Source organism: Campylobacter curvus (genome assembly GCF_013372125.1).
Classification (GTDB): Bacteria; Campylobacterota; Campylobacteria; order Campylobacterales; family Campylobacteraceae; genus Campylobacter_A; species Campylobacter_A curvus.
In genome coordinates, this window is the sequence record NZ_CP053826.1 from 940367 (window position 1) to 954709 (window position 14343).

Below are 14343 nucleotides of genomic sequence, written 5' to 3' on the forward strand. Positions count from 1 at the left end.
GAAGCTGCAAAGCTGACCGCGAAAATCGTGATGCATTCTTTTGCAAGCGAGCTACTTTTGCGTAGCGCATATAAAATTATGATAGTGCCACGCTAAATAAGATTTGACTTCGCTTGAACGGGCAAATTTAAAAAATCAACACGTTTTGAAGCAGTTAAATTTGACTTCGCTTGCTGTCTGCTTATTTTATTATCCGTTAGTCCGCCCTCAAATCCACATCAAAACTAAGCTCGAACGTCGTCGGGTTCGCCGCGCTTAGCAGCTTGATGTCGCCGTTTATCTTCTCGTTTGCGAGCTTCTTGCCAAAGTAAAGCCCGATGCCGCTGCCTTGCTTTTTGGTTGTCTTTGGCTCGGTCAAAATTTTATCCTTCAGCGCCTCACTCACGCCACCGCCAAAGTCGCTCACCGTGATGTGGCACTTTTGCGCGTCCGCGCTCACGCTAAGCCTGATCTCGCGCCTGCTTAGGTCATCTTTAAATTTTTCCACCACCGCGTCCTTTGCGTTATGGATCAAAATCAGCAAAATTTGCTGGATGATGTTTTCGATCTGGCGGGCTTTGACAAACCCCTTAGCCTCTAAATTTACCCGCACGTTTGCGCGGCTAAGCTCGGTGTGCATGAGCGTTAGCAGGTTTTTCACGCTTTGGGCGACGTCAAATTCCTCGATATTTTCGCTCGTTTTGTAAAAATTTCTAAAAATTTCGATCGTGTTTGAGAGTAGCTGCACCGACTTTTGCCCGCTTTGTAGCATCAAGCGCAAATTTTCATTATCAAGCTTGCCGTCTTTTTGTAGCATCAGTAGCGTGGAGATCATCAAATTTAGCGAATTTACAGGCTGAATGAATTGATGATTTATCCCGCTGATTAGCTCGCCCGCCTCGCTCATTTTCACCTTGTGCGTGAGCAAAATCTCATACTCATCTTGCAGCTTTTTGATCCTCGCATACATGAAGTTATGCAGGAAATTTGCCGTCAGTGCGAGTATGAGAAAGGCAAACAGCAGCACGAGCGCGTTTTTTAGCACCGCGCGGTTTAGCTCGGCTAGCTCTTTTTCGTTGTCCGTGCCAGCCCCGATGAACCAGTTTAGCGTGGGAATCTCGGCGACTGAGATGAAATTTGAGCCGATATTTAGGCTCGTGATGTCCTCGTCGGTCAAAAACAGCTCCCTAAATTTACGCTCGATCTTTTCTTTTAGTGCCGTGTCCTTCATCGGTGAGAGCACCTCGCCGCCGTGCGTGACCAGAAACGAATACGAATTTGGCGGTAGCTTGAAGTTGCTGATATTTTTAAAGATGCCAGCAGTCTTGACCACACCGCAAAATGCCGCGGCAAATTTGCCATCTTTATGCACGGGCACGCAGAAATTTAACGTCCCTTCGTTTAGCACCCTGTGCCTTTGCATGAAATTTACCGTCGGCGCATCCGTATTTTTGGTCTCTGCATACCATACGAGGCTTGTTCGATCCTCTTTTTCATCGCTTGGTTTTAAGATGTGTTTGCCATTTACAAATATCTCGCTGTTTTCTCTTAGCAGCTGGACGATGTCGAATTCTCTGGCATTTTGCTTAAAGAGCACGATGAAATTTTTGATCTTCTCATCGTCGCTGACGACGCCCGCATTTTCCATAAATTTTGCCGCGCGCACGAGAGAGTTTATCCGCTCGTCTAGCCAAATTTGAAAATTATCCACGATATTTTCGCTCGTTGCGACCTTATTTTTGTTCGCTAGCTCGGTGATCCTCACCTTTGCGCCCACGTAGATGTTTGCTCCAAGCGCGACTAGAAAAAGGCTTGAAATGATGATGATAAGGTAAATTTTAAAGTTATGCTCTTTTAGGGCTTTCATAAATTTCAATTTCGCAATGTCTTATTTGCTTCGCAAGACGCCGAACATATAGCACGATTTTTTGCTTCGTTACACTCGCAACTGCGAGCAGACCGCAGTTAGCCTTACGGCTTCCTTGTTCGTAGCGCGAAGTAAAAAATCGGCGGCGATAGCGTCGCTTCATAAGACATTGCTTCAAAATATTAATTAACGTAACTAAGAGTATATCAAAATCGGTCTAAATTTAGACCGATTTTTGCGCTTTTAGAGTTAAAATTTTGCATACGAGTATCGCTGCAAGTATTACAAAACACACACCAAAGCCAATCAGCGTACAGTCCGCCATAGACATAAATTTTGATGACGGGATCAGATACCAGCCGTCTTGATAGAGATCGACGAGGTATTTTTGCGCGCCGCTTAGCGTGACGCCATCGGGCACGATCGGGCTGTCGTAGCCGCAGTCTCCCGTGGGTAAAAACCAATCCGGCGCCCACTTTTCAAGCGGGATACCAAAGGGATAATGCGGCTCGGTCGAGCAGCCCTGCACACCAAATGGATCGTCTCCATGCACTGCGGCGTGGATCTTAGCGAGCTTTACGCTATACATTATGCCCTGCACCGCGCCCCAAAACGCAAAAATATAACCCACCGCGGCGAGGGCTAAATTTTTGGGATCAATGATAGCGATCACGCCGCCAAGTGCCATACACAAAAAGGCAAAACGTATATAGACGCACTGCTCACAAGGTGGCATATAGGCGTAGTTTTGAAAGAGCGAGTGCGCCAGCACCACGAGCCCCACGCTCACAAATATCAAAAGCGCCCACGTGTAGCGATTGTCTTGGAATTTAGCGATTTTTTGGACCAAATTCATCGCCGCGCCTTATTTTTTGAGCAGTTCTTCAATCAGCGCCGCCATGCCGTCTATCGAGCTGATGGATTTTGTATAGATGAGATATTTGCCATTTACCACAAATGCCGGCACGCCTTGAATTTTCGCCACCTCGTAGGCTGCGTCCCATTTACTAAGAAGCTCTTTTACTTTTGGATTTTCTAGCTCTTTTTGATAATCCGCCTCGCTCACGCCCGCTGCTTCGAGCCCTGTTTTAAGAAACGCAGCCTCGTCTTTACCGTCGTTCCAGCGCTCTTTTTTATCGTGATAGGCTTTGTAGTAGGCAAATTTTGCTTTTTTAAAGAGAGAATTTTCGTCAAACAAGCTCACGCCCTTCGCTTCGTCCATCGTGATGAGCACGGCAAATACCTTGCTCGCAGCCTCGCCGTAATCGCCCTTTGTTTTCAAATGAAACGGCACGTATTTTAGCCCCTGCACCTTCTGCACAACCTTTGGCGTGACGGTTTTGTCGTATTTGTAACAAAACGGGCAAGCGTAGCTAAATACTTTAACGAGCGTGTTTTGCGGCACGTCAAGCGGCTTTTCTAGCTTTACGTAGTCCTCGCCTTCGGTAAATGCACTCGCGCTAACCCCCGCAAACATCGCGACTGCAAGTAGCCCCTTGGCCGCTTTGTTGAAAAATGAATTCATGGAAAACTCCTTGTTTTAAATTTGATTTGGTGTAATTTTACACTGCGCAGCTTTTGCAAAAATAACGCTAGACTGAAATTTAGATAAATTTGCATGAAATTTAAGGAAATTTTCTAAAATTTCAAATTATTTTCCAAATTTCAATATTTTTTAATGTTTCTGTGATTTTTGCGTTAGAAATATTACTTAAAATAGCACTAATAAAATTTTTTAAGACGAATTTAAAAATAAAACAATCTAAAATTTATCCAAAAGGAGAAACCATGAAAAATATGCTTTCATCAGTTGCCCTATCAGTGGCTTTGCTAGGCGGTTTTGCTACTGCCGCACTTGCGATCGGCGGGCCTAGTGGGGCGCGTATCGACTACGCCGTGCAAGGGCAGATCGGCGAAGTGGTCGTAAATCCCTACGACATCGCGCCTCTTACGGCTGTCATCAAAAACGGCGGCTACACGCTAAGCAACGCCAAAGTCACCGTCGTACCAAAGCCTGGCGGTCAAACGATCAGCTACAAGCTCGCCGACAAGCACCTTCGTACGCACGGCGGGATACCGATATTTGGCATGTATCCGGACTATCAAAACACTATCGAGGTCGAATACGACAAGACCTACAAGGGCGAAACCAAGCACGTAAAAGAGAGCTATAAAATTTACGCCCCGGCGATATATCTGGAAAGCACCGGCATGCCAAATCAAAAACATGCGCTGTTTGATAAAATCGAAGTCGTGAAGGCTCCGAGCGCGAAATTTGCCAACCGACTCTACTACGTAAATAACTTCGTAAATAAAACGGGCAAAGGCACCAAGGTCGTGTGGAACAACCCAGCAGGCGGCGCGATCGAGTGGAACTATAGCCCGAACAACTTCATCCTAGACACCAAAGGCGAGGTGCGCTGGTATATGGAGGCGAGTAAAATTTACGACCTCAAGCAGCCTTTTTCCGCGGGCGTCATGATGGGCTTTAAACAAAACGACGACGGAGCGATGACGTGGGGATATGGCCAAAGATACGCCAAATACGACATAATGGGCCGCGAAATCTTTAACCGCGAGCTTCCTGCTGGCTACAACGACTTCTCGCACTCGATGGACGTAGCGCAAAACGGACACTATTTCCTCCGCGCGGCAAACGCCAACTATAAACGCGCCGACGGCAAAAACGTCCGCACGGTCCGCGACGTCATCGTCGAGGTCGATCGCGACGGCAACGTCGTGGATGATTTTAGGCTGTATGAAATCTTAGATCCGTACCGCGACATCGTGCTAAAAACTCTCGATCAGGGTGCGGTGTGCCTAAATATCGACGCTAGCAAAGCAGGCCACACCGCTAGCTCGGACGAGCTAGCCGCGATGGATTTGAGCGAAAAATGGGGCGACATCGTTGGCTCTGGTCCCGGACGCAACTGGGCGCACGTAAATAGCGTGGACTATGATCCAAGCGACGATAGCATCATCATCTCCAGCCGCCACCAAGACGCCGTCATCAAGATCGGCCGCGACAAACAGGTCAAATGGATAATGGGCGCGCACAAGGGCTGGAAGGACGAATTTAAAGGCTTTCTGCTCCAGCCTGTAGATAAAGACGGCAAAAAGATCGTCTGCGAGGACGAGTACTCAAAGTGCCCGGGATATGAGAGCGAAAAGGGCGGATTTGACTGGCAGTGGACGCAGCATACGGCATTTAGAATCGACAGCAAGTCTAAAAAAGGCGTCGTCTATCTAACGGTCTTTGATAACGGCGACACCCGCGGCATGGAGCAGCCTGCGATGGCGGGCATGAAATACTCCCGCGCGGTCGTCTATAAAATCGACGAAAAAGCTAAAACCGTCGAGCAAGTCTGGGAATACGGCAAACAGCGCGGCAGCGAGTGGTACAGCTCGGTTACATCGCTCGCGCAGTATCAAGACGATCTTGATAGCGTGATGGTTTACTCAGCGGTTGCCGGCATGCAGTTTGACATCGCCAAAGGTCGTCCGGTCGGCGTGCCTAGCCCTCACATCAACGAGTTTGAATGGGGCGCAAAAGAGCCGGCGATCGAGATAAAAATGACCAACGCGATGGGCTATCAGGCATTTCCGTTTAGCCTAGAAAAGGCGTTTGAGAAGTAAATTTACGCAAAATTTCAGGGCGAATTTGCCCTGAAATTTATAAATTTAGGCTCGTTTTCATCCTTTGCGAGCCTAAAATTCTAAAATTTCTAATTATTTTTCAAATTCCAATATTTTTTAATATTTCCGTGATTTTTATGTTAGCTGGTTTGGTTAAAATTGCATTAATTAAATTTTTAAGGAGGATCAAATGAAAAAAAGAGTTGATTTCTTTTGCAGTTGCTTCGACATTGTGCGCGGCTTTGACTCCGGCTTTGGCAGCAGACGGCTCAAGCGGCCCCGCTACCTATCCGGGTGTGGGTAAAATCGGCGCGGTGGTGATGAATCCTTACAAGATAGCTCCGCTGACCGCCGTCATCAAAAGCGCAGGCTACGCGCTCACGGACATCAAAGTGAGCGTCAAAGCCAAAAAGGGCGGCGTGGATATCAGCTACGACGTATCGGATAAAAGCGCCTTGCAGCACGGAGGAATCCCGATCTGGGGGCTGTATCCGGACTACGTGAACGAGGTCGCGGTAAGCTACAAACGTAACGGCGAAGCTGTGAGCGAAACGTATAAAATTTACGCCCCAGCCGTTGTGGTGTATGGCTCAGGGACAAATCAAACACAGGCACTTCCTACAGCTGTGGTGACTAAGGATAATCCGAAATTTCATAAAAATTTATACCTGATGAACCACCTAAGCTCGACTCTGCCAAACGCAGCTTAGGTGACGTGGAACAATCCCGTTGGCGGCGCGCTCGAGTGGGACTATGAAAGCTATGTTTGGATAGTCGATGGCAAGGGCGACGTCAGATGGTATCTAAAAACAGACGAATTTAGAGATACCAACAATATCATGAAAAAGGGCAATATGATGGGCTTTGATCAGACCAAGGACGGCGACATCGTCTGGGGTCAGAGTCAGACCTATAATCGCTTTGATCTCATGGGTCGCAAAATTTTCCAACGCGAGCTGCCAAAAAGCTACATCGACTTCTCTCATCATATGGAAGAGACCGCCAAGGGCACGTTTTTGATGCGCGTAGCCTCTAATGATTATAAACGCAAAGATGGCAAAAACGTCCGCACCGTGCGTGACGTGATCATCGAGCTTGACAAAGACGGAAACGTGCTTGACGAGTGGAAGATAATGGAAATTCTAGATCCCTATCGAGCGACGAACCTGCTCGTGCTCGATCAAGGCGCAGTCTGCTTAAACGTCGATGCGAGCAAAGCGGGGCAAACAGCCAGCAAAGAAGAGCTGGAAGATGACAAAGCTCCTTGGGGCGATGTCACCGGAGTGGGCGCAGGACGCAACTGGGCGCATATAAATTCCGCCAACTACGATCCAGCCGACGATAGTATCATCATCTCGATCCGCCACCAAAGCGCAGTCGTCAAAATCGGACGCGACAAAAAGGTCAAATGGATATTATCTTCGCCTGAGGGCTGGAACAAAGAGCTATCCGCCAAGCTATTAAAACCGATAGATGCAAACGGTAAAAAAATAGACTGCGGCGAGAGCGGCTCGAAATGCCCGGGATACACGAGCGAGAAGGGCGGGTTTGACTACACTTGGACGCAGCACACGGCATTTAAAGTAAATGAAAAAAGCAAGGGCGATAAAATCCATGTGAGCGTCTTTGACAACGGCGACACGCGCGGTATGGAGCAGCCCGCACTGCCGAATATGAAATACTCCCGCGCCGTCGAATACCTCATAGATGAGAAAAATATGACCGTGCAGCAAGTCTGGGAATACGGCAAGGAGCGCGGCTTTGAGTGGTACAGCCCGATAACTTCGGTAGTGGAGTATCAGCCATCACGCGACACGATGTTCGTGTATTCCGCGACTGCGGGAATGGGCGATGTAAAGGCGTTTAGAAGTGGCGAGGCGAAGCTCACGCCGTTTTTAGAGGAGATAAAATACGGCACGAAAGAGGTCGAATTCGAGATGAAATTTATAAACTAGAACACGATCGGCTACCGCTCGCTACCAATCGATCTGCAAAAGGCGTTTAAAAAGTAAAATTTCGGGGTCATTTGCCCCGAAATTTTTAAATCCATCATACCTTTCTATACCAAGCATAACCGAAATTTAATAAAATTTTAGAGATAATACCGACTACTTTAATGATTTGGACTAGAATTTGAGTGAGATAACGCAGGAACAAGAAAATTTTTTATCGCCCGTTCAGGTAGAGACACCGACCCCTTATGCCAAGCTAAAGGAGCTTAGTAAACAAAGTCAGATCCCTATAGAATTCATCGACTTTCATATAAAAAATATACTCACAACCTACACGAACGAGCAAAATTCAGACCCCGTCTTGGTTGGGCAGGGCGATCTGAGGATATTTGACGATAACGATTTCTTCCTTGATCCTACGCTGGCGATCGAGCAAAAATACGAAGTAGAATTTTTCGACACGAGGGTAAATAACGCGCCAAAGCTGCCAAAGATCAGCATAGGCGTAAATCCTCTGATAACAAAGATCGTGGCGACGATCCACAAGTCAGACGAGTGCGTTTATGAGACGAACTACGAGCAAAAGCTCTTTGAATACATCGCCAAGCAACTCATAAAGGCGCAAATTTTGATCGGCATAAGAGTAGGCAGGAGCAAAGAGGAGCTGACCAAGATCGCCTCCGTTTTGCGCGTGATGGATCAGATAGATCAAGACTACACGATAAATTTTGCAAGCGGGGTAAATCCTATAAAAGCCATCGATGCAAAGACCATCTACTACTACAAAAACAAGCTTGACAGCCTGAAAAAAGACGACAAGATAGACTACTCAAATCGCGGATTTTTATTTGGCGTGGCTGCAGGCGAAGTGATAATGGAGCAAAAAAGGTCGCACGCAGGACGTGATGGACGTGATCTAAGAGGTAAATTTATAAAGACTCCGGAGCCTAAAGAAGACGGCGCTACGGATATCAGTGTGACTGAGAACATTGAACGTAAAGAGGACGTCGAGGGTGTTAAATTTATCGCTAAAAAAGCGGGCTATGTCGTAGAAGACAAGGGGACGTTTGACATAGAGGAGCGCCTCGAGATAAACGAGGTAAATTTCAAAACCACAGGCTCTATCCAGGCTGGAGTCGATACGAACGTGACCTTGGTCGTAAAAGAGACCGATCTCATAAAAGACGCGATAGGCACGGGCGTCATAGTAGAGGCCGACGATGTGCAGGTAAAGGGTAACATCGGCGCAAACGCTATCATAAAAGCAAACGAGGTCACTATCGGCGGACAGACGCATCAAAAGGCCAAAATTTACGCCAAAAACGCGAACATCGTCACGCATATAGGCTATGTAGAAGCCGAAAACGTCGAGATAGACAGACTAGAAGGCGGTAGCGTCCTTGCTAAAAAGGTCAAAGTTAAAAGCGTCGTAGGCGGCTCGATAACGGCTCAAAGCATACAAATAGAAACGCTTGGTTCAAACTGCACCATCACGGCGGCTCACCTCATCGATATAAAATACCTACGCGGCACCGGCAATCGCTTCATAATCGACGCCAGCAAGATGAAAGAGCGAAGCGACGAGACGGACGAACAGCTTGATAAGATAGAAGAGATCAAACGAGAGCTAAGCCAGATGCCAAAAAGACTGGAAGCCAAAAAAACGGTCATAGACGAAAACAAAGGCTCGATATACACCATAAAAGCCAAGGTCGAGGAGCTTTCGCGTGCTAAAGTGATCCCGCCGGTGACCTTCATGAAAAAGCTAAAAGAATATCAAGAGCTGGTAAACGACTACAATGCGCTTTTAAAAGAATTTAGAAGTAAAAAAGAGCAGGTGGCCGATCTTAGGGCGGAGCTTGAGATGATGCAAAACGGGATATTTTCTGCAAAGGTCATAAATCGCGGCAACTGGATAGAGCTAAACGAGATACGATTCGTCCTGGTCGATCCGCCGCAAAATATCACGTATTCGACCAAACAAAACGAAACGGCGCGCGTCATCAGCCTGGAAAAGGTAGAAAATTTCGACGGCAAGGTCGAGTATAAGGTCAAAAAGTCAAATCAGCTTGAAGACTTTGAAAATACAAGCTTTTAAATTTCACAAAGGATATCGATGATAAGGGCTATCGAGGGCATAATAACGAAAAAAGAGCCGGCATTTGTGGTCTTAAAGACGGCAGGAGGCGTAAGCTACGGGCTTTTCATATCGCTTTTTTGCTCGGCTAAACTAAACAAAGGCGAAAAAACGGAGCTAAATACCACGCAGATCATACGCGAGGACGCAAATTTACTCTACGGCTTTTTAGACACGAATGAACAAAAGATGTTTGAGATGCTCATAAAGCTAAACGGCATAGGCGCATCTACGGCGATGGCGATATGCTCGAGTCTGAGCCCAAACGCCTTTTCAAATGCCGTCATAAACGGCGATGCAGATACCTTTAAAAGCGTGCCCGGCATCGGAGTAAAGACCGCGCGCAGGATAATAGCTGAGCTAAGCGACGCCAAGCTAATCAGCGACGAGAGCGTGCCGGGGTATCAAAACGAGGCGCTCTTGGCGCTTGAGGCACTTGGCTTTAAACGTGAGAAAATCGTTAAAATTTTGCCTGATTTAAAGAGCACAAGCACGAGCGAGCTTGTAAAAGAAGCGCTTAAAAAATTAGCATAAGAGGAAAATTTATGAGGTTAGGTGTAGTTTTTGGAGCTAAGAGCTTTGAACACGAGATAAGTATAGTAAGCGCGATCGTGCTTAAAAACGTCCTAAAGCAGGAGCTAAGCTTTGTTTTTTGTGACAAGGAGCGTAAATTTTACCTGATCGAGCCTACCGATATGAGGGCGAATTTTTTCAGCTCGGGCAAATATAAAAAATGCAAAAAGCTGTTTTTGATGGCGGGCGGATTTTATACACATTCGCTTTTTGGCGTGAAGCGCCTGGAGGTAGATGTTTATATAAATTTGATACACGGCATGGACGGTGAGGACGGTAAATTCGCTTCGTTGTTCGATTTTTACGGGATCAGCTATATCGGGCCGCGCCTTGAGGCTAGCGTGATGAGCTACAACAAGGAGCTGACTAAATTTTTAGCGCAAAAAGTAGGGGTGAAAACGCTTGATTACGAGATGATAACATATGAAGAACTGCCTAAATTTGCACTGCCTATCATACTAAAGCCGGCTCGTCTTGGTAGCTCCATAGGCGTTAGCGTCGTAAAAGACGAGAGCGAATTCGAATACGCCAGAGACGTTGCCTTCGAGTTTGACAAAGAGGTGCTGGTAGAGCCCTTTATAGAGGGCGTCAAGGAGTATAATCTAGCCGGTTGCGTGATAGACGGCAAGATGAGATTTTCTATCGTCGAAGAGCCAAAAAAGAAGGAATTCCTCGACTACGAGCAAAAGTATATGAGCTTTTCTAACGAGAGCAAGGCGCAAGAGGCTAGGATCGACGAGGAGCTACGGGATAGGCTAAAGGAAAATTTTGCCAAAATTTACGGCTTTGGCTTTGAGGGCGCAATAATCCGCTGTGACTTTTTCGTGATAGAGGGCGAAGTCTATCTAAATGAGATAAATCCAAACCCGGGCAGCCTCGCAAACTATCTATTCGAGGACTTTGAGGTGATGTTAAATGCGCTTGCGGCAAGCAGACTGCCAAAAGAGCGAAAGATAAATATCGACTATAAATTTATAAATTCCATCACTTCTGCAAAGGGAAGCGGTAAAATTTAGCGTTTTGAGCGCCTATTTTAGGATAATCTAAACTAATTTATGCTAATTTTACATAAAATTTTATGTAAAGAGTAAAAATGACAGCATTCAGTAAAGATGAAATTTACACAGCTACCGAGGTCGTGCGAAATTTTAGCTCGGTTTTGACAAAGATCAGTAAAGCCGAGCTAAAACGCGCAGTCATCGTCAAAAACAATAAATTTGAAGCCGTGCTTTTAAATATGGGCGAATACGAGCGCTTGCAAGAGGCCGTGAGCGTCCTGGAAGCGATATATACGGCTAAAAAGCGAGAAAACGGTGGCGAGTAAGACTCTTAAAGTTGGTGGCATTTCATACGACATAAGCTACGAAATTTTAAACCCCAAATGCAAGCAAAGCATACTTTTTTTACACGGCTGGGGCGCGAACAAAGAGATAATGAAAAAGGCTTTCGGCGCGTTTTTGCCGCAGTTTTGCCATATTTATGTCGATATGCCGGGTTTTGGTACCAGTAGCATAGAGCGCGCTTTAAAAACGAGCGATTACGCCAGAATTTTACAAAATTTCATAGGCACTTTTTCAAATCCACCGCTCATCATCGTCGGACACAGCTTTGGTGGCAAGGTCGCGACCCTGCTGAAGCCTCAAAATTTAGTGCTTCTAAGCTCGGCCGGTATAGTCGAGAAAAAGCCGTTTTTCGTGCGTTTTAAGATCGCCGTTTTTAAGATTTTCAAGCTTCTTGGGTTTGGTAAATTTTATAAATTTTTTGCGACGAAAGACGTCAGCGGAATGAGCGTAACGATGTATGAGACTCTAAAAAACGTCGTGAACGAGGATTTTAGCCCTAAATTTAGCTCGTTTTTGGGTAGGGCGCTTATATTTTGGGGCGAAAATGACCGCGCCACACCGCTAAAAAGCGGCGAGAGTATCCATAAGATGATAAAAAATAGTGCCTTTTTCCCGCTAAAAGGAGATCATTTCTTTTTTTTACTGCACGCTAAATTTATCTGCGAAACGATCCAAAACGACCTGGACACAGATCAAAGTGAAGAGCCAGAGGACATAAGCGGCATAGAGGAGGTGAGATGAAAGAGCTGTTTTTCGGGCTTAGCAACGCAGTTTTTACCTATGCGCTCGCCTTTTATCTCATCACTTGCTTTCAGTGGTTCTCTTACCGCCTCGAGCGAGTCGTGTTTCATTTTACAAAGCCCGCATGGCACGTGTTTTTCATCATCTTGCCGCTAGTTTTATACTACACGACAGGGTATTGGTTTTGGATATATTTTTATTTTGCTTACGCGCCTGCGCTTTTTTTGTGGCATAAAAAGCTTGATAAAAAGCTCGTTTTCACCGGCAGGATAAAGAGATTTTTTATCATCATAAGCCTGGCGCTCCTCACCCAATACGCACTCTCTTACGCGCTATTTAAAAATTTTGCAGATTGCGATGTGACTCTGGTCGTCGTCATATCTTTGGCGCTTAGCGATATGCTGGAGAGGCTAAATTTTAAAAATTTCAAAAGAGCGGCCGATAAAAAGCTGGCTGAGCTGCCAAATTTGGGAGTCATCTTGATCACTGCAAGCTACGGCAAAACTAGCATCAAAAATTTCCTCTATGAGCTGCTAAAAGACGAATTTAACTGCCACAAAACGCCTCGCAGCGTCAATACCTTAGCCGGGTTAATGAAAGATGTCAATGAAAATTTAACCCAGCAGACGCAAATTTACATCGCCGAGGCCGGAGCGCGGCTAAAAGGCGACATCAAAGAGATCACCGACTTTTTAAACCCGCACATCGTCATAGTCGGCGAGATAGGTGCGCAACATATAGAGTATTTTAAAAGTATAGAAAACATACGCGCCACCAAGCTTGAAGCGCTTCATAGCAAACGCTTAGAGCAAGCTTTCGTGCATAGCTCCACGCTAAAAAGCGCAGACGATAAGACGCAAATTTATGACGCCGGACTAAAGGATGTGAGCGCTGATTTTGACGGGATAAAATTTAGCCTTGACGGCGAAATTTACACCTCGCCTCTGCTCGGGAAATTTAACGCCGCAAACCTCGCTGCGTGCATAAGAGTAGCGAAATTTTTAGGTCTTAGCGAAGAAAATATAAAAAAATCGCTACAAAAACTGCAAAACGTCGAGCATCGCTTGCAAAAGATGCAAGCCGGCGGCAAGCTGATAATAGACGACAGCTTTAACGGAAATTTCGTCGGTATGAGTGCTAGCTACGAGCTCATCGGCACCTATAAAGGCCGAAAAGTGCTCATAACGCCCGGCATCGTCGAGAGCACGCAAGCCGAAAACGAAAATTTAGGAAAGATAATCAACGAGATATTTGACGTGGTGATGATATCAAGCCCGCTAAATGCGCAGGCGTTGCTAAAAACCATAGTCAAGCCCGAAATAATCATCATAAAGGATAAGACCAAGATGCAAGAGATGCTTGCCAAACACACTCGCGCAGGCGATGTGATACTGTTTTCAAACGACGCACCGAGCTTTATGTGATGAGGAAATTTATATTTTTTGCGCTGATCGCGACTGGCATGTTTGGCTTTGACATAGATGACTTTGACAAGGGCATAAACGAGCTAAACAACGGGAATTTGCAAAAGGCTTACGATATATTTTCGGCCGGCTGCGAGGCTAAAGACGAGCTTTCTTGCGAGGAGCTGGGGCTCATGTATATAAACGGTGAGGTGAGCGAACAGATGGATGCTAGCTTGCAAAAACGCTCAAACATCGATATAGGCGTGGAATTTGTAATGAAAAGCTGCGATCTTGGGTATCTAAACGCATGCAGCGATATCGTGGATCTGAAAAAAGATATAGGCGACAAGCTAGCTCCCGGTGTTTACGAGAACGCTTTGACGCGCTACGACGAGCTCGCCGCAGAGTATAAAGATAGCGGCGATCAAAACGCGACGCAAATGCCTGCAAAAAACGAGTAAATTTAGCTGTAAAACGTGCTATAAGCCTAGATTTACTTGCTTGAATGCCGCTTGCATGAGCAGCGTTTCAAGGAGATCCCTTAGGGTCGTTTCGCTGATTTTTTGCTTCACTTCGTTTGCAACTACAAAGCAGAGCGTCACGAGCGACAGCGAAGTGAAAAATCGGCGGTAATAAGCTCGCTAGCAAGGTTTTTGCAGGGATGCTGTTCGCATCCTCCTGTTTTGAAGCTGAAAATCAATGAAATATT

General features: G+C 46.1%; 11 protein-coding genes and 1 pseudogene. 9 read left to right on the forward strand and 3 right to left on the reverse strand.

All coding sequences use genetic code 11. From position 1 onward, the window contains the following. Window positions 1-196: 196 nt before the first annotated feature. The 3 genes from CCVT_RS04575 to CCVT_RS04585 form a co-directional block, all read right to left on the reverse strand. Entirely contained in the window at window positions 197-1846 is a 1650-nt protein-coding gene (locus tag CCVT_RS04575) for a sensor histidine kinase (protein ID WP_026175435.1), read from the reverse strand. A gap of 223 nt (window positions 1847-2069) precedes the next feature. Continuing rightward, complete coding sequence (gene dsbI, locus CCVT_RS04580) at window positions 2070-2702, reverse strand: protein-disulfide oxidoreductase DsbI (RefSeq protein ID WP_018136247.1); 633 nt, start codon at window positions 2700-2702, stop codon at window positions 2070-2072. Window positions 2703-2711: 9 nt separating this feature from the next. Further along, complete coding sequence (locus CCVT_RS04585; RefSeq protein ID WP_018136248.1) at window positions 2712-3371, reverse strand: thiol:disulfide interchange protein DsbA/DsbL; 660 nt, start codon at window positions 3369-3371, stop codon at window positions 2712-2714. 263 nt (window positions 3372-3634) lie between these two features. On the opposite strand from CCVT_RS04585, the gene CCVT_RS04590 reads away from it, so the two are divergent. The 9 genes and pseudogenes from CCVT_RS04590 (at window position 3635) to CCVT_RS04630 (ending at window position 14095) form a co-directional block, all read left to right on the forward strand. Then, window positions 3635-5482 (forward strand): aryl-sulfate sulfotransferase, encoded by a 1848-nt coding sequence (locus tag CCVT_RS04590; RefSeq protein ID WP_018136249.1) that lies wholly within the window; start codon window positions 3635-3637, stop codon window positions 5480-5482. 203 nt (window positions 5483-5685) lie between these two features. Further along, a pseudogene (locus CCVT_RS04595) lies at window positions 5686-7437 on the forward strand (aryl-sulfate sulfotransferase). Between the two features lie 178 nt (window positions 7438-7615). Continuing rightward, a complete protein-coding gene (locus CCVT_RS04600) occupies window positions 7616-9532 on the forward strand; it encodes a flagellar assembly protein A (RefSeq protein ID WP_018136250.1) in 1917 nt (638 codons plus the stop codon). An 18-nt stretch (window positions 9533-9550) separates the two neighbouring features. Next, entirely contained in the window at window positions 9551-10105 is a 555-nt protein-coding gene (gene ruvA, locus CCVT_RS04605) for a Holliday junction branch migration protein RuvA (protein WP_018136251.1), read from the forward strand. An 11-nt stretch (window positions 10106-10116) separates the two neighbouring features. Continuing rightward, the gene (locus CCVT_RS04610) at window positions 10117-11160 is read left to right on the forward strand and encodes a D-alanine--D-alanine ligase (protein ID WP_018136252.1); all 1044 of its coding nucleotides are present in this window, start codon (window positions 10117-10119) and stop codon (window positions 11158-11160) included. Between the two features lie 77 nt (window positions 11161-11237). Beyond that, window positions 11238-11468, forward strand: coding sequence for a type II toxin-antitoxin system Phd/YefM family antitoxin (locus CCVT_RS04615; protein WP_009650391.1), 231 nt, complete (start codon window positions 11238-11240; stop codon window positions 11466-11468). Next, complete coding sequence (locus CCVT_RS04620; protein WP_018136253.1) at window positions 11458-12228, forward strand: alpha/beta fold hydrolase; 771 nt, start codon at window positions 11458-11460, stop codon at window positions 12226-12228. The genes CCVT_RS04615 and CCVT_RS04620 overlap by 11 nt, the downstream gene beginning before the upstream one ends. Next, on the forward strand, window positions 12225-13652 hold the full coding sequence (locus tag CCVT_RS04625; RefSeq protein ID WP_018136254.1) for a Mur ligase family protein: 1428 nt from the start codon (window positions 12225-12227) through the stop codon (window positions 13650-13652). The genes CCVT_RS04620 and CCVT_RS04625 overlap by 4 nt, the downstream gene beginning before the upstream one ends. After that, window positions 13652-14095 (forward strand): SEL1-like repeat protein, encoded by a 444-nt coding sequence (locus CCVT_RS04630; RefSeq protein ID WP_018136255.1) that lies wholly within the window; start codon window positions 13652-13654, stop codon window positions 14093-14095. Before CCVT_RS04625 ends, CCVT_RS04630 begins: the two co-directional genes overlap by 1 nt. The last annotated feature ends 248 nt before the right edge of the window (window positions 14096-14343 follow it).